Origin of the sequence: Micromonospora sp. NPDC049101, assembly GCF_040648675.1 — a bacterium.
Lineage (GTDB): Bacteria > Actinomycetota > Actinomycetes > Mycobacteriales > Micromonosporaceae > Micromonospora.
Genome location: NZ_JBEZED010000006.1, coordinates 14,947 through 33,650, shown reverse-complemented (window position 1 = coordinate 33,650; position 18,704 = coordinate 14,947). Strand labels below are relative to the sequence as shown.

Here is an 18,704-nt window from a genome sequence, read left to right as displayed (position 1 = left end):
TGCGCAGGGGCGGGATCAGGCGGTGTACCCGCCGTTGGAGTCAAGCACGGCGCCGGTGATGTACGAGGCCGCGGGGCTGGCCAGGAACGCGATGGTGGCGGCGGTCTCGGCGGCGTCGCTGACGCGTTGGAGCGCGACGTCCGCGCCGGCGTCGGCCAGAGCGCGGGCCGTGGCCGTGCCGAGACCGCGTGATCCGCCGGTGACGAGCGCGACCTTGCCCGCAAGAGGCTGTGCGATGAGTCGTTCCTCTCCGTGACCGAATTCTTGACCGTTCGGTCCACCATAGGCTTGATGGACTGAGCGGTCAAGAATCGCTAAGCTGGTCACATGGCCAGGCCACGGCAGTTCGACGAGGAGCAGGTGCTACGCGCCGTCCGGGACCAGTTCTGGGATGCCGGTTACGCGGCGACCTCGCTGGAGGACCTGGTCCGCGTCAGCGGGTTGGGAAAGGGCAGCCTCTACGGCGCCTTCGGCGACAAGCACCGGCTGTTCCTGCGCGCGCTGCGGGAATACACCGACACCAGCGGCGGCTACCTGCGCGACATGCTCACGTCCACCCCGCGTGCCGTGGACGCGCTGCGCGCGTTCGTCATGGCACCGGTGCACGACCCGGGCGGGGCCGCCGCCCGGCGCGGTTGCCTGATGGCCAACAGCACGTACGAACTCGCCACCAGCGACCCGGACGTCCTCGCCGAGGCCCGCCGCACCTACGAGGCGACGACCGACCTGGTCGCGCAGTGCGTCGGACGCGCCCAGGACGAGGGTGACCTGCCGCGCGACGTCGATCCGGTCGAAACGGCGCGCGCCCTGCTCGCCGCGCAGCAGGGACTCGTGTTCATGGGGCGGACCGGGCTGGACATCGACACGCTGACCGCCACCGCCCGCACCATCGCCGCCAGGTTCCTCCCGGACGCCTGACCGGGGCGCGTTTACTTGATCTTGCGGGTGGACCGGACCACGATGCCCTCGTACTCCGGGTGCTTCACCAGCCAGTCGGCGAGGAACGGACAGATGGGCACGACGGTCCGCTTCCTGGCCCGCGCGTCGTCCATCACCGCGCGCGCCAGCGTCGACCCGACACCCCTGCCCTCGAAGGCCGGATCGACCTCGGTGTGGGTGTAGGCGATGATGCTGCCGGTCAGCTGATAGGTGACAAACCCGGCGAGCGCCCCCGCCTCGTCACGCGCCTCGAAACGCTCCCGCTCCGGCGCGTCTGCCACGGTGATCTGCATCCGACCATCCAACCACCCACCCCGCGTCACCCACCGTGCGGCCGGGCTGGAGGTGACGCCGCGCGCATTGTCCCGGCGGTAACGGGAAACGCAGCGCCGCCGGCCGGGACGTGGGCCGCCGGCCGGGACGTGGGCCGCCGGCCGGGACGTGGGAGGAGACGCGCCACATGACGTACCCGTCGAGGGACCTCGGCTTCGCCGTGGTGGAGATGTTCACCTCGCAGGGCTGTTCGAGCTGCCCTCCGGCGGAGGAGGTGCTGACCGAGATCGAGCGCGACGCCCGGGATCGGGGGCAACCCGTCTTCGCCCTCGGCTTCCACGTCGACTACTGGGACGATCTGGGCTGGCCCGACCGCTTCGCGGACGCGGCGTACACCGCGCGGCAGGAGGCGTACGCCCGCGCCTTCGGCACCGGACGGCTGTACACACCGCAGATGGTCGTCAACGGCACCGTCGAGTTCGTCGGCTCCGACCGTCGGCGTGCGGCCGGCGCGATCGCGTCCGCCCTGACGTCGACCGCCACCACGCCGGTCACGCTCACCGCACCGGACCTCGGCGGGCAGCGGGTGGCGGTGGACTACCAGATCGCGCAGCCGCCGCAGGGGGCGGTGCTGCACGTGGCGATCGTGGAACGCGGCCTGGACAGCGAGATCGCCCGGGGGGAGAACGCCGGACGGACGCTCCGACAGGACAACGTGGTCCGCGCCTTCACGTCCGTGGATCCGCACGCCGAGCGGGGACGGGTGGAGCTGGCGGCACCACCGGATCTCGATCCGCGCGGCGCCACCGTCGTCGGCTACGTGCAGGAGAGCGGCAACCGGGCCGTCCTCGGTGCCGCCGCCGTCGACCTGTCCACCGCGTAATCTCGGCACATGCTGATCGTGCACGGTGCGGGGGGCCTCGGTGGCTGACGCCGATGACGTACGCCGGATGGCGCTGGCCCTGCCGCACGTGGTGGAGAATCCCAGTGACGGCTTCGACTTCCGGGTGGCCGACAAGGGCTTCGTCTGGTCCTATCCGGAGCGCGTCCCCGGAAAGCCCCGGGTGATCCGACTCGACATCGCCGTGCTGTTCGTCGGTGACGAGGCCGAGAAGCAGGCGCTCCTGCTCGGCGAGCCCGACCTCTTCTTCACCACGCCCGGCTACCACGGCCTGCCCCTGGTGCTGCTGCGGCTGGCGGTGGTGGACCTCGAGCGTCTGCGCGAGCTGGTGACCGACGCGTGGCGGATGCGGGCACCGGAGGCGCTCCTGGGCGACGTCGACGACGGCGTGTCGGTCGACGCGACGGAAGCGGGCACCGGCAGCTAGGGTCTGCGTCAAAGCCCCTGGCCGGCCTGCGGCGGGCCCAGGCGACGACCGGCCGCGTTGGAGATTCGTCCGGATACAACACCGGTACCCGGACGAATCTCCGCCTCGCCGGATCGCCGCCTGGACTCCGCCTCGGCTCGACCGAGGGCTTTGACACAGACCCTGGCGACATCGGCACGCAACGGGTTGGACACATTGACGGGGATCTCGGTGCTCCACTACCGTGACCTGTGAGAGCGCTCTCTCACTCGACCTTCCCCCCAATTCAGACGCACCGCGTCGGGCCCGGCTAGGGCCGCATCCCGGCGCGCGATGGAGGCACCATGAAACCTCCCGTCCCCCGCCGCCGCTGGGCCCTGGCCACGGCCACCGCTCTGGCCCTGGTCGTCGGCGGTCTCGCGATCCCCGTCACCCGCGCCGCGGAGGCCGCACCCGTGGGCGCCGGCAGCTACACCACCACCGGAGTCGGCCCGCTCCCCACCGGATGCGGCGCGATGTCCAGTAACCCCCGGCAGTTCGCCACCGCCAACGCGCCGGCCGGGCCGATACCCACCAACGACTGGTGGTCCTCGCTGCTGTGGAAGCGCACCGACTGCTCCTTCAGCGAACCGCTGCACGCCCACCCGATCTCGTACGACACCTTCACCGACGGCCTGGGCTTCTCCGCCAACTCCACGCCCGCCATCAGCGGCACCGCGACCGGCGTCGGCGAATACCACTACCCCTACGTCCAGGACATCCGGGTCGGCGTGGCCGGGCTCGGCGCACCCCAGGTCAGGGTGGACGGCTGGACCGACTGGACGGTCAGCCCACACTGGAGCGACGGCACCCGCACCATGCGCGCCACCATCGGCCACGGGCTGCCCTTCGCGTACTTCCAGACCACCGGCGGCGACGCGGTGATCGGCACCGCCGGCACCCCCGAGGTGTGGTCCGCAGGCGGCGCCACCATCGGCTTCCGGGTCAACGGTCACGACTACGTCGGGTACGCGCCCAGCGGCGCCACCTGGACTGTCGCCGGGGGCCGGCTCTCGTCCACCCTCGCCGGTCGGGGCTACTTCTCCGTCGCCCTGCTGCCGCCCACGTCCAGCGCCACGGAACGCGCCGACCTGGCCGCCACCTACGGCCGGTACGCGCACGCCCACGTGACCGGCACCCAGGTCTCGTACGCGTACAACCCGGCCACCAGCGGCGTGACCACCACGTACGCGTTCACCACCACCGCCCGGGAGGGCACCGCCACGCAGACCGTGGTCAGCCTCTACCCGCACCAGTGGAAGTCGCTGAGCGGATCCACCGCGATCACGCCGACCTACCCGTCGGCGCGCGGACGGATGAAGGTGCTCACCGGCGTCAACCAGTTCCGTACCGCCATGAAGTTCCAGGGCATCCTGCCGGAACTGCCGGCCGTCGGCGACGGCAGCGGCAGCGACCTGGCGACGCTCACCGGTCAGTTGGCCGCCGCCCGCGCCAACCCGATGGACCAGCGCGGCAACGACACCTACTGGACCGGCAAGGGGCTCGGCCGGGCCGCCCGCATCGCCGAGATCGCCGACCTGGTCAACGACACCGCGACCCGCGACAGCGCGCTGAACGCCATCCGCAGCACGCTCACCGACTGGTTCACCGCGTCCAGCGGCAAGGCCAGCCGGGTCTTCTACTACGACAACAACTGGGGCACCCTGATCGGCTACCCGGCGTCGTACGGCTCCGACCAGGAACTCAACGACCACCACTTCCACTACGGCTACTACATCGCCGCCGCCGCCACGCTTGCCAAGTTCGACCCGACCTGGGCCACCACCAGCCGCTACGGCGGCATGGTGGACCTGCTGATCCGCGACGCCAACAACTACCGCCGCGACGACACCCGCTTTCCCTACCTGCGGGACTTCGACATCTACGCCGGCCACGACTGGGCGTCCGGGCACGGCTCGTTCGGCTCCGGCAACAACCAGGAGTCCTCGTCGGAGGGGATGAACTTCGCCAGCGCCCTCATCCAGTGGGGGCAGGTCACCGGCGACACCGCCGTCCGTGACGCCGGCGTGTTCCTCTACACCACCCAGGCCGCCGCCATCGCGGAGTACTGGTTCGACGTCAGCGACCAGAACTTCCCCGCCGCCTTCGGGCACTCGACGGTCGGCATGGTCTGGGGCGACGGCGGCGCGTACGCCACCTGGTTCAGCGGCGAGCCGGAGATGATCCAGGGCATCAACCTGCTGCCGATCACCGGCGGGCACCTCTACCTGGGCAACAACCCGGCGTACGTGCGGACCAACTACGCCGAACTGGTCCGCAACAACGGCGGACCGCCGACGGTGTGGCAGGACATCCACTGGCAGTTCCAGGCCCTCGGCGACCCGGACGCGGCGCTGGCGAACCTCCGCGCGAACCCCGGCTACACCCCGGAGGAGGGCGAGAGCCGGGCACACACCTTCCACTGGATCCGCAACCTCGCGGCGCTGGGCACCGTCGACACCACGGTGACCGGCAACCACCCGCTGTCGGCGGTGTTCTCGCGCAACGGCGCGCGCACCTACGTGGCGTCGAACCCGACCGCCGCCCCGATCACCGTGACGTTCTCCAACGGCACTACCCTCACCGTGGGAGCCGGGAAGACGGCGACCACCGGGGCGTACACGTGGAGTGGGGGCAACGCCTCCGGCGGCGTACCTCCGACGACCACCCCACCGACGACCACGCCGCCACCGACGACGGCGCCGCCGACGACCCCGCCGCCGACGACCGGCGGTCCCACCCGGTACCTGCTGCCCGGGGGTGGGTTGGGCGCCGCCGGCAGCGCGGCCACGGCGACTGTCGCGGCCGCCAACGGCAACCACGACGGTACGCCCACCAACCCGCAGGTCTTCACGGCGACCGGCCTCAACCTCGCCTACTCCGGCGGGCAGACCGCTGTCGACCTGTTCGTGGATGCCGGGATGGCGGTCGGCAACGGTGTGCAGGTGCGGGTCTCCTACGACCTCACCGGCAACGGCAGTTGGGAGCGGGTGGAGACGCTGCGCTACTTCGCCACCGACCCGGTGCCCGGCTACGAGCACTACACCCAGAGCGCCGGCCTGGCCTCGGCCACCGGCACGTTGGGCACGTTGAGCAACGGCACGGTCCGGGTGGAGATCTGGTCGGCGATCGGCAACAACCCCAGCACCGTGGGCATCGGCAACCAGTCGGTGGTGCGGCTGCCGTACTCCTGATCGGCTCGTGCACGGCGAACGGCCGGTGTGCGGGACCAGGAACGGTCCCGCACACCGGCCGACGGGGACGGGTCGATCAGTCGTGCTCGGTCAGTCGTGCTCGGTCAGGAGGCGGTGCAGGTGGGCGTGATGCCAGCCCCGCTGCCGGTGCCCTGGAAGCCGAACTCGGCGACCTGGCCGGCGGCGAGCCGGCCGTTGTAGTTGACGTTGGCGAACCGGACCGTGCCGGTGGAGCCACTGGCCGTCGCACTCCAGGTGTTGGTGACACTCGCGCCACTGGGCAGCGTGACGCTGACGTTCCACCCGTTCGTGCCGGCCGAGCCGGCGGTGACCTTCACGCTGGCCACGAAACCACCGGTCCACGAGTTGACCGACACCGACGCCGTGCAACCCTCCGGGCCCGGCGGGGGCGTCGTGGGCGGCGGGGTGGTGGGCGGAGGAGTCGTGGGCGGCGGGGTGGTGGGGCCGGGCGTCGTCGGCCCCGGCGTCGTCGGCGACGGGGTGATCGCCGGGCCGGCGTTGAGGGCGTTCAGAACGCTGGTGTACGCGGCCTTCTTGTTACCGCTGCACTCGAAGAGCAGGGCGTTGTCCGACCCACGCCACGAGTCACAGTCGCGCACACCCCACGTGGTGATGCCGGTGCAACGCGAGACGTTCATGCACGCGCGGGTGACCCCGGCGAAGACGTTCGCCTGGTTGCCGCCGCTCATCACGTCCAGCTCGGTGATCTGCACGTCCACGCCGAGATCGGCGAAACGCTGCAGATTGGCCTGGTAGTCACTGGACAACGACGTGCCCAGGTGCGACTGGAAACCCACGCAGTCGATCGGCACACCACGGGACTTGAAGTCCCGCACCATGTTGTAGATCCCGGTCGACTTCGCGTTGATCCCGTCGGTGTTGTAGTCGTTGTAACACAACTTCGCACCCGGATCCGCCGCCCGCGCCGCCCGGAACGCCGCCTCGATCCAGTCGTTACCGGTGCGCTGCAGGTTCGAGTCACGCCGCCCACCACTGTTGCCGTCGGCGAACGCCTCGTTCACCACGTCCCACGCGTAGATCTTGCCCTTGAAGTGGGTCGCGACCTGCGTGACGTGGTTCATCATCGCGCTGCGCAACGCGCTGCCAGACATGTTCTGCGCCCAGCCGGGCTCCTGCTGATACCACAGCAGCGCGTGGCCCCGCACACTCATACCGTTGGCCTGCGCGTGCGCGACCAGCCGGTCACCACCTGTGTAGTTGAACCGACCCTGCTGCGGCTCGGTCGCGTCCCACTTCATGTCGTTCTCGGCCACGACACTGTTGAACTCGCGGTTCAGGATCGTCACATACGTGTTGTCGGAGAGCTTCTGCCCCGCGACGGCCGCGCCGAAGTAGCGGCCCTTCTCGGCCGCCGACGCCTTCAGGGTCGTGCCGGCACTGGCCGTGGAGGTCAGCGTCATCGTCATGCCGGCGGCGAGTGCGCCGGTGGCAGCGACGGTCACCGCCAATCGCAGGACTCTCTTGTGATTCATGCGAATTCCTTGTCTGTGGTGGTTCGGTGATGGAGGTGCAGCGCCCGAATCTGCTCCTGCGAAGTCGGTGACATCGGCGCTGTCGACGCCAGCCCGCCGTGGGGTCGGCTCACCAGCGCGAAACCAGGAAGCCCAGTCGCCAGCACGGCACCGGTGGTGGGAGACCCGACACGACGTCCGGCATGCCCTGGGCGGACGTCGCGCTCCGAGGTGCGGCCGACAGGCTCGCCCGGTGAACCACAGGTGCGGCCGCCCTCAACCATCGACTGTGAGCGATAACATGCCGTTCGTCAAGTCGTAACGATCCGCCGCCGGGACGCGTGTCGCTCCGGTCGTCACGCCGGGGCACGGCGCTGCCGGAGCCGCCCACGGACGGCTCCGGCAGCAGGCGTCACTGGAACGAGGCGTCGTCGACGAGGAGGCCGTCGGTGCCCGCCGCCGTCTCGACGTAGAAGGTCGCGTTGGACAGCGTGCCGCTCCACGACACGGTCGTCGTGCCGGTGAGCAGGGTCCAGCCGTTGACGTTCACCCCCACGGCCGGGGTGAGCTGGACGTAGTTCGTCGTGCCGTTCGCGGTCAGCGACAGGGTCGCCTTGGCCGACGGTGTGCCGCTCTGCGCCCGTACCCAGACGTTCGTGGTGTAGGTCTTGCCGTTGGTGAGCTTCGAGGTCACGTCCTGGCCGGGGCCGTTCCACGCCCCGGTCCGGCCGGTGATCGACAGCGACCCGCCGCCGCCGTGGGCGACCGACGTGTTCCGGGAGAGCGTCCCGCTGCCGTGCACACTCCAGCCCGTCGTGCCGTTCTCCACGTCACCGTTGGTGAGCACGGTGCCGCTGCCGCCGGTGCCGGTGAACTGCCACCAGTTGATGTTGAACAGGTTGCCGCTACCGCCGGCGAAGCGCAGGTACAGGTCGTGGGTGCCGGTGGCGCCGTTGACCGCGCAGGTGGTGCTGGTCCAGGTCTGCCAGCCGCCGGTGCCGCCCACGGTGCAGGTGCCGACGACCGGACCGGTGGCACTGTCGAGGCGGACCTCGATGCGCCCACCGCTGGTGGCCGAGGCGACCCGGGCGGTGAACGACGTCGCGCCCGCGCCGAACGCGACGCCCTTGACCTTGACGTAGTCGCCGTTCTCGATCCACCCGACGTTCATACCGCCCTCGCTGGCGACCTCGGTCTCGATCCCGGAGCCCCACGCGATCGTCTCGGCCTCCTGGCGCACGTACGGGTTCAGGGTGCCCACCTGCGGCGCCCCGGTCGTGCTCATCGTGATCGTCGGGAACGTGCCATTGGAGTTGTAGGAGAACTTCTCCACCGCCACCGACCTGGTGTAACCACTACCGCCGGGCAACGCACCGTTGTGGTAGAAGAAGTACGATCCGCCGTTGAAGTCGACGACCCCGGCGTGATTGGTGAAACTCGCACCCTGCCGCGGCATGATCGTCCCGCGGTACGTCCACGGGCCCGTCGGACCGGTAGCCGTCGAGTACGCGATGAACTCCGAACAACACTCCGCCGCGAACACGTTGTAGTACAACCCGTTGCGCTTGAACACCCACGGCCCCTCCTCGTACAGCGTCGGCCGGGAGGCGTTCCCCGTCCGAGTGCCGAAGCCCGCGGTCGTCAACGGAATCCGCGTCGCGCTGCCCGAGTAGGAGATCATGTCCGCGTTCAGCCGCACGTACCACAGACCGGGATTACCCCAGTACAGGTAGGCCTGCCCGTCATCGTCGATGAACACGTTCGGATCGATCTCGTTGTTGCCCACCAGGGGCCGACCGAGCGCGTCACGGAACGGCCCGGTCGGGCTGTCCGCCACGCCGACGCCGATGACCATCTGCCCGTTCGACCGCTGCCGCACCGGCACGTACCAGTAGAACTTCCCGTTGCGGGCGACCACGTGACCGGCCCACGCGTTGGCGTCCGCCCACGCGAACGTCGCCAGACTCATCGGCGACCCGTGATCGGTCCAGTTCACCATGTCCGCCGACGAGAACACCCGCCAGTCGCGCATGGTGAAGTACGTCGAACCGTCCTCGTCGTGCCCGGTGTACAGATACACCCGACCGTCGTGCACCAACGGTGCCGGATCAGCGGTGTAGACGTGCTGGACGATCGGATTGTCCGCCTTCGAGGCGGTGGCGGGGGCCAGTGCGAGGACGCAGACGAAACTCGCCAGCCAGGCGACGGCGCGCCTGAGCCCGCGGGTGGTCCGGGTGGTGGTGGTTCGGGTTCTCACCTTCACGATTACTCCCAGAGAGAGCGCGCTGTGCGCGAGGCCCGCGTCGAGTCGACGAGTCACCGCTACCCGGGTTGCCGGTCGAACGGGCCGCACCGTGCGCGTGCGAAGGAGCACGGGCACCCGTGTTAGCGCTAACAGATCTTCGTCAATGCTTTCCTCGGCGCCTGACCTGGACTTTTGAGCGATGCGGAATGGCCGCCGTAACGACATCGCCGCACGGATGTAGCGACGACGACATCCAAGATTTACGATGCAACGTACTGAGCTGTGCCGCCGACGTCAACGGGGCGGCCGCCGCCGGCCGGCAGCGACTGCCCGTTACGCGCTGTTATCTTGTGGTGGCCAGAAGCCCCATCCGCGTCCATTCCGGACCAACGGCCACCCCCTCGACGGCCGCCGACCAGGGGCCACGGGGTGCCGCCACCCGACCGACGCGCAAGGGCGATCAGCGAGGCGCACTCGGGGGTTGCGGGCGTGTTAACGACCAACTATGTTAGCGATCACATCGATGTGCCGCGATAGGCCTCCGGGCAGCCCGTCGCGACCACGGCGGCAACCGCTCCACCACGCCGCGCCGACGACCGCCAGCACCGACGCGCACCGTGGCAGTTCGAGCACCGCCGACCGCCAGAACCCCACCGTGCGTAGCACCCCCCATAGCGCACCCGTCCCCGTACCAAAGTCCCTGGAGGTTTCCATGCCACCCCTGCCCCTCAGCCGTCGCCACCTCCTTCAGGCCGCCGGAGCCACCGCGGTGGTGTCCGCCACCGGCACCACCCTCGTCGCCGGCAGCGCCGCGGCCGCCGTGGTTCCCCCGGCCCGGGCGGACATCGGCGTCTCGGCGTACGCGTTCGACCTCGGCCAGGTGCGGCTGACCTCCGGCCGTTGGATGGACAACCAGTCGCGGACGCTCAACTACCTGCGGTTCGTCGACGTCGACCGGATGCTCTACAACTTCCGGGCCAACCACCGGCTGTCCACGAACGGCGCCGCCACCAACGGGGGCTGGGACGCGCCGAACTTCCCGTTCCGCACCCACATGCAGGGCCACTTCCTGAGCGCGTGGGCGTACGCGTACGCGGTGCTGGGCGACACCACCTGCCGGGACAAGGCGAACTACATGGTCGCCGAGCTGGCCAAGTGCCAGGCGAACAACGGCGCCGCCGGATTCGGCGCGGGTTACCTCTCCGGCTTCCCGGAGTCCGACTTCAACGCGCTCGAGGCACGGACGCTGTCCAACGGCAACGTGCCCTACTACTGCATTCACAAGACCCTCGCCGGCCTGCTCGACGTCTGGCGCTACATCGGCAACACGCAGGCCCGCACCGTGCTGCTGTCCCTCGCCGGCTGGGTCGACAACCGGACGAGCCGACTGAGCTCCAGCCAGATGCAGTCGATGCTGGGCACCGAGTTCGGGGGCATGAACGACGTGCTCGCCGACATCTACCAGCAGACCGGCGACAGCCGGTGGCTCGCCACCGCGCAGCGGTTCGACCACGCCGGCGTGTTCGACCCGCTGGCCAACAACCAGGACCAGCTCAACGGCAAGCACGCCAACACGCAGGTGCCCAAGTGGATCGGCGCGGCCCGGGAGTACAAGGCCACCGGGACCACCCGTTACCGGAACATCGCCAGCAACGCGTGGAACATCACCGTCGGCGCGCACACCTACGTCATCGGCGGCAACAGCCAGGCGGAGCACTTCCGGCCGCCCAACGCGATCGCCGGCTACCTCACCAATGACACCTGCGAGCAGTGCAACACGTACAACATGCTCAAACTGACCCGGGAGCTGTGGCTGATCGACCCGAACCGGGCCGACTACTTCGACTACTACGAGCGCGCGCTGATGAACCACCTGATCGGCGGACAGAACTCGGCCGACAGCCGCGGCCACATCACCTACTTCACCCCGCTGCGGCCAGGTGGCCGTCGGGGCGTGGGCCCGGCGTGGGGTGGCGGCACCTGGAGCACCGACTACAACTCGTTCTGGTGCTGCCAGGGCACCGGCCTGGAGATCAACACGAGGTTGATGGACTCCATCTACTTCTACAACGGCACCACGCTGAGCGTGAACCTCTTCACGCCGTCGGTGCTGGACTGGACGCAGCGCGGCATCACCGTCACCCAGACCACCAGCTTCCCGGTCAGTGACACCACCACCCTGACCCTGGGCGGCTCGATGAGCGGCTCGTGGAGCATCCGGGTGCGGATCCCGTCCTGGACCAGCGGTGCGACGATCTCCGTCAACGGCACGGTGGAGAACGTCACCACCACGCCGGGCAGCTACGCCACCGTCACGCGCACCTGGGCCGCGGGCGACACCATCACCGTGCGGCTGCCCATGCAGGTCGCCGTCAAGGCCACCAACGACAACGCCAACGTCGGCGCGGTCACCTACGGCCCCACGGTGCTGGCCGGCAACTACGGCAACACGGCGCTGAGCACCCTGCCCACCCTGACCGTCTCCTCGATCACCCGGACCAGCACCAGCTCGCTCGCGTTCACCGCCACCGCCAACGGGTCCACGGTGAACCTCGCCCCCTTCTACGACGCCCACGGCTACAACTACACGGTCTACTGGAACACCAGCGGCAGCGGCGGCGGCCCCACCGGCAGCTACCGCCTGGTCAACGTCGGCACCGGCCTGGTCCTCGGCGTCCAGAACATGTCCACCGCCGACGGTGGTCTGGCCGTGCAGTGGAGCGACAGCGGCACCGCCGACCACAACTGGGTGGTCGTGACCGACGGCAACGCGGTCCGCTTCCGCAACGCCCACAGCAACAAGGTGCTCGGCGTGGAGAACATGTCCACCGCCGACAACGCCCGGGTCCTGCAGTGGGCGGACAACGGCACCGCCGACCACCGGTGGATCCTCGTCGACAACGGCGACGGCACCTACAAGATCCGCAACGTCAACAGCAACAAGCTGCTCGGCATCCTGAACGCCTCGACCGCCCTGGGCGCCCAGGCCGTGCAGGACTCGGACAACGGCAGCGCGGACAACCGCTGGCGGCTGGTCCGCAACGCCTGACGATCCGCCCAGGGCCTGTGTCAAAGTCCTCGGTCGAGCCGAGGCGGAGTCCAGGCGGCGATCCGGCAAGGCGGAGATTGGTCCGGATACCGGTGTTGTATCCGGACCAATCTGCAACGCGGCCGGTCGTCGTCTGGGGCCGTCGCAGGCCGGCCAGGGGCTTTGACACAGGCCCTAGGCCGGCGCGGTCACCCCGAGGACCGCGCCGGCGACGCCGGGCGGGCGGTCGGCAGCGGTCGTACAGTGGCAGGGTCCTGGCCCCAGTGATCGTGGCGGATCTGTCGGCGCGTGCCGCCCTCCGCCCGGAAGGAGCACAGTGAACCGACCCATTCGGGCCGCGCTCGGCGGTGCCCTGACCGCCGTCCTGCTGACCTCCGTCGCCGTCGCGCCCGCACAGGCGCACCCCGCGGGACGGCTGCCCACCGTCCTCGCCCTGCCCGACGGGTTCCCACCCGAGGGCATCGCCACCGCCGGCCGGTACGCCTACATCGGCTCCCGCGCCACCGGCGCGATCCAGCGCCTCGACCTGGTCACCGGCCGGGGCACGACGATCGGCGCACCCACCGGCACCCCGTCCCTCGGCCTCAAGATCGACCCACGCGGCCGGCTCTTCGTCGCCGGGGGCACCGCCGGCGACGCCCGCGTGCTCGACACCCGCACCGGCGAGGTGCTGGCGAGCTACCAGTTCGCCACCACCCCCACGTTCGTCAACGACGTCATCCTGACCCGCGACGCCGCGTACTTCACCGACTCGAACCGGCCGGTGCTCTACCGGCTGCCGCTCGGTCGCGGTGGGGCGTTGCCGTCCGCCGACGGCTTCACCACCATCGCCCTGACCGGGGCGTACGCGCAGGTCGGCACCGGCGTGAACCTCAACGGCATCACCACCACACCGGACGGCAGTGCGCTGATCGTGGTGCAGTCCAACACCGGGACGCTGTACCGGGTCGACCCGGCGACCGGCGCGACCACCGTCGTGGACGTGCCCGGCTACACCTTCACCAACGGCGACGGGCTGCTGCTGCGCGGGCGCACCCTCTACGTCGTACAGAACAGCCTCAACCAGATCGCGGTGGCCACGCTGAACCACGCCGGCACCAGGGGCACGGTCACCGGCACCATCACCGACCCGAGCTTCGACGTGCCCACCACCGTCGCCGAGGCGCTGGGCCGGCTCTACCTGCCCAACGGCCGCTTCACCACACCCCCGACGCCGACCACGCCGTACACGGTCGTCGCGGTCCGCGCCGGCTGAGCGCCCGAGGGGGTACGCGCACCGCGGGTGCCCCCTCGGCAGCCCAGGCCAGGGCCGGTCGTCAGTAGGATCACGGGCACCTCGGCGAAGACTGTCGCCCTCTGCACCCGGAGCCCGCGTGGCCGACCGCCGTTCGCACCGCCCTCTGCGTCGCGCCCTGGCCGTCGGCTGCCTGCTCGCCGCCGCCGCACTACCCGCCGGGCCGCCGGTGACCAGCTCGACCGACAGCACCGGGCCCACGATCGTGCGGGTGCTGCAGATGAACCTCTGCAACAGCGGTCGCGCCGGCTGTTTCACCGGCCGAGCGGTGCACCGGGCCGCCGAAGTGATCAGCGCCGAGGCACCCGACCTGGTCACCCTGAACGAGATCTGCCGGGACGACGTCACCACCCTGGAGGGGGTGTTCGCGACGGTCCACACCGGCCGGCGGGTCGTGTCCGCGTTCCAGGCCGCCGGTGACCGCCCCAGCGGGGACGACACCCGGTGCCGCAACGGCCAACCGTACGGCGTGGGACTGTTGACGCGGGTGCGGACAACCGACACCCCGCCCGCCGTGTATCGCGGGATCCACCCGACGCAGGACCTCGCGGACCCCGAGGAACGCGCCTGGCTCTGCGTCGACGTCGACGGGGTCCTGCTCGCCTGCACCACGCATCTCGCGAACACCGGTGACGGTGTCGCGCTCACCCAGTGCCGGCACCTGCTCGACACGATCCTGCCGACCGTCCGCCGGCGGACCGGGCACGCGCCGGTCCTGCTCGGCGGCGACCTCAACCTCCGCGACGGCGGCGACCCGGACGTACGGTCCTGCACGCCGCCGGGTCACCAGCGCATCGACGACGGCGCGCGGCAACACATCGTGGCGACGACCGACATCGGTCTCTGTTGTCGCAGGTCCGTGGCGATGGGTGGGGCGACCGACCATCCCGGGCTGCTGGCCACCCTCCGCATCGTCGGCAGTCGGCCCGGCCGGCCGCCGACCTGACCCCGCACCCGCCCGGTCGCCGCTCAGCGCGGCGGGTTGTCCCGGCGGGACGGGAACGGGGTGCCCGGCTGACCGAGGGTGGATCGGGCCCGCAACCCGACCGGGTCCGGGGCGACGGCGGGCGTCGCGGGCGCCGGCTCCGGGGCCCGCCGCCCATCGAGGTACGCGGCGGCGGCCCGGTCGTCGTCGGTCGGGGCGGCGAGCAGGGCGTAGAGCAGACCGACCACGCCGAAGATCACCGCCACCATGATCGGGACCAGCAGCGTGCTCACCTGGGCGCCGGTCACCCCGCCCACCCGTTCGTGCCGGTGCACCGACAGGGCAGTCATGCCGGTGAAGTGCATCCCGTTCACGGCGACGCCCATGACCAGCGCGGAGGCGAAGATCGCCAACCCTCGGCGGACGGTCATCGCGAGCCACAGCGCGACGGTGGACGCCACGACGGCGATGACCACCGAGAGCACAACCCGGGTGGTGTCGTAGCCGAGGCTGCCGTTGAGGCGCATCGCCGCCATCCCGGTGTAGTGCATGGAGGCCACCCCGGCACCGGTGAAGACGCCACCGGCGACAAGTCGTAGCGGATTCAGCCGGCCGGTGCCCACGATGGCCAGGCCGATGCCGACGGCCACCACGGCGATGGCCGTGCTCGCCGCGGTCAGCGGCACGTCGTAGCGGATCCGGGTGCCCTGCACGGCGAAGCCCAGCATGGCCATGAAGTGCATCGCCCAGATGGCGGTGCCGCCCAGCGCCCAGGCCGCCAGCAGACCCCACCAGGCCCGCTGGCCGGTGGTGCGCGCGGTGCGGATACGTCCGGCGCACACCAGCCCGAGGACCGAACCGAGCACGGACAACGCGTAACTCAACGCGGGCGTGATCCACCCGTACTCAAAGTGATTGATGTCCGCCACAGCGGTCTTCCCCCGTTCGTTACCGGCGCGTTAACAGGCGCGCTCGGCAATGATCAGGGGTGGCGTGAACAGGCGCAACAGTGCCCCCCAAGCTATTCGGGGGGTGCTGTCGCGGTGACTGTCCGAAGCGCCGACTCGTCGGCGCCCGTAACTGAGTGTGACGATCAGGCGGAGGTGTGGTAGGCCAGCACGCCCCGGTTGACGGCCGCGATCGCCTGGCGGGCGGTGGACCGCAGCTCTGGCGAGGCACCGCCGGAGTCGGCGAGCTGACCCAGCAGGTCGACCACCTGTCGCGCCCACCGGACGAAGTCACCGGCGGGCATCTCACCGTCGATCTCGTGACCGCTGCCGAGCACCTTGGCCAGCGCCTCGCCCCGCGCCCAGCGGTAGACGGGCCAGGCGAAACCCAGATCCGGCTCCCGGGTCGCGGTCAGCCCGCGTGCCGCCTCGTCGGCCTCGATCTCGCCCCACAGTTTCAGCGTCTCCTCCACCGCGTCGGCCACCGGCCCGCGCGGCAACGACGCCCGCTCGTCGACGTCGCGGCGCGCCTCGAAGACCACCACCGACACCGCGGCGGCCAACTCCGACGGCGACAGCCCGTTCCACACCCCCCGGCGCAGACACTCGGCGACCAGCAGGTCCGCCTCGGTCCAGATCCGACCGAGCATCCGACCGGCGTCGGTGACCGCGCCGTCGCGGCCCAGGTAACCGCGGTCGGTCAACAACGCCACGATCCGGTCGAAGGTCCGCGCGAGCGACCCGGTCCGCCCAGAGACCCGCTCCCGCAGCTCCTCGGTGTCGCGCTCCAGCCGCCGACGCCGCTCCGCCCACCGGGCATGGTCGTCGCGCTCCGGGCAGGCGTGGCAGGGGTGGTTGCGCAGCTCCGTGCGGAGCTGGGTGAGCCGATGGTCCTCGCCGGTCGCCTGCCGGGAACGGCCACCCCGTCGGCCGCCGTGCCGGTCCAGGCCGGTGCCGCTGACCTCGGCGGCCAGATCCCGGCGGGCGGCCGGTGAACGGTGGTTGAAGTGCTTGGGCACCCGGATCCGGGCCAACACCTCGGCGGGGGTGGTGAAGTCGCCGAGGCTGACCCGACCGGCCCAGCGGTCCTGGGTCAACACCATCGGCCGGGGCTCCCCGAACCCGCCGGTCGCCGGGTCCAGCACGACGGCCAGCCCGGCCCGCCGACCCGACGGCACCCGGATCACGTCGCCGACCCGCAGCCGCTCCAGCGCCGCCACCGCGGCGGCCCTGCGCTGGGTCTGCCCCTGCCGGGCGATCGCCTTCTCCCGGTCGGCGATCGCCACCCGCAGCGCGAAGTACTCGTCGAAGTCGCCGTGGTGGCAGGCGGCCTCCGCGCCGTACGCGTCGATGGTCTCGGTGTTGCGCTGCACCTGCCGGGCCAGGCCGACCACCGACCGGTCGGCCTGGAACTGGGCGAACGAGGACTCCAGCAGCGCCCGGGCCGGCTCCGCGCCGACCGTGCCGACCAGGTTGACCGCCATGTTGTACGACGGTCGGAAGCTGGAGCGCAGCGGGTAGGTGCGGGTGGACGCCAGACCGGCCACCTGCCGTGGGTCGGTCTCCGGGGACCACACCACGACGGCGTGCCCCTCCACGTCGATGCCCCGGCGGCCGGCCCGGCCGGTGAGCTGGGTGTACTCCCCCGGGGTCAGGTCGACGTGCGCCTCGCCGTTGTACTTCACGAGGCGTTCCAGGACCACGCACCGGGCCGGCATGTTGATGCCCAGCGCCAGGGTCTCGGTGGCGAAGACCGCCTTGACCAGACCGCGGACGAACAACTCCTCCACGATCTCCTTGAACACCGGCAGCATGCCGGCGTGGTGGGCGGCCAGGCCGCGCTCCAGGCCGTCGAGCCACTCCCAGTAACCCAGCACCGACAGGTCCTCGCCGGGGATGGCGGTGACCCGCGACTCGACGACCCGGCGGATCTCGGCGCGCTCGTCGGGCGAGGTGAGCCGCAGCCCGGCGGCGAGACACTGCTGCACGGCGGCGGCGCACCCGGCGCGGCTGAAGATGAACAGGATCGCCGGGAGCAGGCCCTCGCGGTCCAGTCGGTCGACGATGTCCGGTCGCATCGGGCCACGCCAGCGCGGGCCACGGCGGCCCGCACCGGGCCCCGCGCTGCGCCCCTCGCCCAACTCCAGTCGCCGCGCGGTCTCCCGGGTGTAGCGCAGCAACTCCGGGTGCACGTCGTGCTTGCGCGCCGCGTCGGCGTCGTGGAACAGGTCGAACATCCGCTTGCCGACGAGCATGTGCTGCCACAACGGCACCGGCCGGTGCTCGCTGACCACCACGGCGGTCTCGCCGCGCACGGTGACCAGCCAGTCGGCGAACTCCTCGGCGTTGGACACGGTCGCCGACAACGAGACCAGGGTGACCGAGGCCGGCAGATGGATGATCACCTCTTCCCACACCCCGCCCCGGAACCGGTCGGCCAGGTAGTGCACCTCGTCCATCACCACGTACGCCAGCCCCTGCAACGTGCTGGAGCCCGCGTAGAGCATGTTGCGCAGCACCTCGGTGGTCATCACCACCACCGGCGCGTCACCGTTGATGGCGTTGTCGCCGGTCAGCAGGCCGACCTGGTCGACGCCGTACCGGGCGACCAGGTCGTGGTACTTCTGGTTGGACAACGCCTTGATCGGCGTGGTGTAGAAGCACTTGCGCCGGGCCGGCGGGGTCGCCGCGTCGTCGGCCGCCGCCGGGTCGCCGGGCCGCCCCCGCAGAGCCAGGTGTACGGCGAACTCCCCCACCACCGTCTTGCCGGCGCCGGTGGGGGCGCAGACCAGCACACCGCTGCCCCGCTCCAACGACTGACACGCCTCCCGCTGGAAGTCGTCGAGGTCGAACCCCAGGTCAAGGGCGAACTCGTCCAGCGCCGGAAACTCTGCGGCCTGCGCGGCCCGGCGGCGCGCCGCTGCGTACCGCTCGGCGGGGCTCGACATGACACCAAGATTAGTGCGTGCCGGCACGGGACACCCCACAAGGCCGTCCGG

13 protein-coding genes are annotated in these 18,704 nt (G+C 70.8%); 7 read left to right on the top strand and 6 right to left on the bottom strand.

All coding sequences use genetic code 11. The annotated features are described in order from the left end of the window. Nucleotides 1-15: 15 nt before the first annotated feature. Nucleotides 16-327, bottom strand: coding sequence for an SDR family oxidoreductase (locus AB0B57_RS09855; protein ID WP_357067295.1), 312 nt, complete (start codon nt 325-327; stop codon nt 16-18). On the opposite strand from AB0B57_RS09855, the gene AB0B57_RS09850 reads away from it, so the two are divergent. Then, nucleotides 328-918: a TetR/AcrR family transcriptional regulator gene (locus tag AB0B57_RS09850; RefSeq protein WP_357067293.1), complete on the top strand. Its 591-nt coding sequence runs from the start codon at nt 328-330 to the stop codon at nt 916-918. 11 nt (nt 919-929) lie between these two features. On the opposite strand, the gene AB0B57_RS09845 is transcribed toward AB0B57_RS09850, so the two are convergent. Then, nucleotides 930-1,262, bottom strand: coding sequence for a GNAT family N-acetyltransferase (locus AB0B57_RS09845; protein ID WP_357067291.1), 333 nt, complete (start codon nt 1,260-1,262; stop codon nt 930-932). A gap of 137 nt (nt 1,263-1,399) precedes the next feature. On the opposite strand from AB0B57_RS09845, the gene AB0B57_RS09840 reads away from it, so the two are divergent. The 3 genes from AB0B57_RS09840 to AB0B57_RS09830 all read left to right on the top strand — a co-directional run bounded on the left by AB0B57_RS09840 (nt 1,400) and on the right by AB0B57_RS09830 (nt 5,752). Then, complete coding sequence (locus tag AB0B57_RS09840; RefSeq protein WP_357067289.1) at nt 1,400-2,095, top strand: DUF1223 domain-containing protein; 696 nt, start codon at nt 1,400-1,402, stop codon at nt 2,093-2,095. A 40-nt stretch (nt 2,096-2,135) separates the two neighbouring features. After that, nucleotides 2,136-2,540, top strand: coding sequence for an MmcQ/YjbR family DNA-binding protein (locus AB0B57_RS09835; protein WP_357067287.1), 405 nt, complete (start codon nt 2,136-2,138; stop codon nt 2,538-2,540). Nucleotides 2,541-2,863: 323 nt separating this feature from the next. Further along, nucleotides 2,864-5,752 carry a glycosyl hydrolase gene (locus AB0B57_RS09830; protein ID WP_357067285.1) on the top strand — a complete coding sequence of 963 codons (2,889 nt, stop codon included), beginning with the start codon at nt 2,864-2,866 and terminating at the stop codon, nt 5,750-5,752. Between the two features lie 104 nt (nt 5,753-5,856). Here AB0B57_RS09830 and AB0B57_RS09825 read toward each other — a convergent pair whose 3' ends face one another. After that, a complete protein-coding gene (locus AB0B57_RS09825; RefSeq protein WP_357067866.1) occupies nt 5,857-7,200 on the bottom strand; it encodes an endo-1,4-beta-xylanase in 1,344 nt (447 codons plus the stop codon). 457 nt (nt 7,201-7,657) lie between these two features. Beyond that, nucleotides 7,658-9,442, bottom strand: coding sequence for a family 43 glycosylhydrolase (locus tag AB0B57_RS09820; protein WP_357067864.1), 1,785 nt, complete (start codon nt 9,440-9,442; stop codon nt 7,658-7,660). A gap of 760 nt (nt 9,443-10,202) precedes the next feature. Between AB0B57_RS09820 and AB0B57_RS09815 the strand changes: the two genes are divergently transcribed. The 3 genes from AB0B57_RS09815 (at nt 10,203) to AB0B57_RS09805 (ending at nt 14,779) form a co-directional block, all read left to right on the top strand. After that, entirely contained in the window at nt 10,203-12,539 is a 2,337-nt protein-coding gene (locus tag AB0B57_RS09815) for a beta-L-arabinofuranosidase domain-containing protein (protein ID WP_357067283.1), read from the top strand. Nucleotides 12,540-12,855: 316 nt separating this feature from the next. Beyond that, a complete protein-coding gene (locus AB0B57_RS09810; protein WP_357067281.1) occupies nt 12,856-13,794 on the top strand; it encodes a superoxide dismutase in 939 nt (312 codons plus the stop codon). 118 nt (nt 13,795-13,912) lie between these two features. After that, nucleotides 13,913-14,779, top strand: a complete 867-nt coding sequence (locus AB0B57_RS09805; protein WP_357067279.1) for an endonuclease/exonuclease/phosphatase family protein — start codon at nt 13,913-13,915, stop codon at nt 14,777-14,779. Between the two features lie 23 nt (nt 14,780-14,802). Here AB0B57_RS09805 and AB0B57_RS09800 read toward each other — a convergent pair whose 3' ends face one another. Together AB0B57_RS09800 and AB0B57_RS09795 are read right to left on the bottom strand one after the other, a co-directional pair. After that, on the bottom strand, nt 14,803-15,687 hold the full coding sequence (locus AB0B57_RS09800) for an MHYT domain-containing protein (protein ID WP_357067277.1): 885 nt from the start codon (nt 15,685-15,687) through the stop codon (nt 14,803-14,805). Between the two features lie 164 nt (nt 15,688-15,851). Next, nucleotides 15,852-18,653 carry a DEAD/DEAH box helicase gene (locus AB0B57_RS09795; protein WP_357067275.1) on the bottom strand — a complete coding sequence of 934 codons (2,802 nt, stop codon included), beginning with the start codon at nt 18,651-18,653 and terminating at the stop codon, nt 15,852-15,854. Nucleotides 18,654-18,704: the final 51 nt, after the last annotated feature.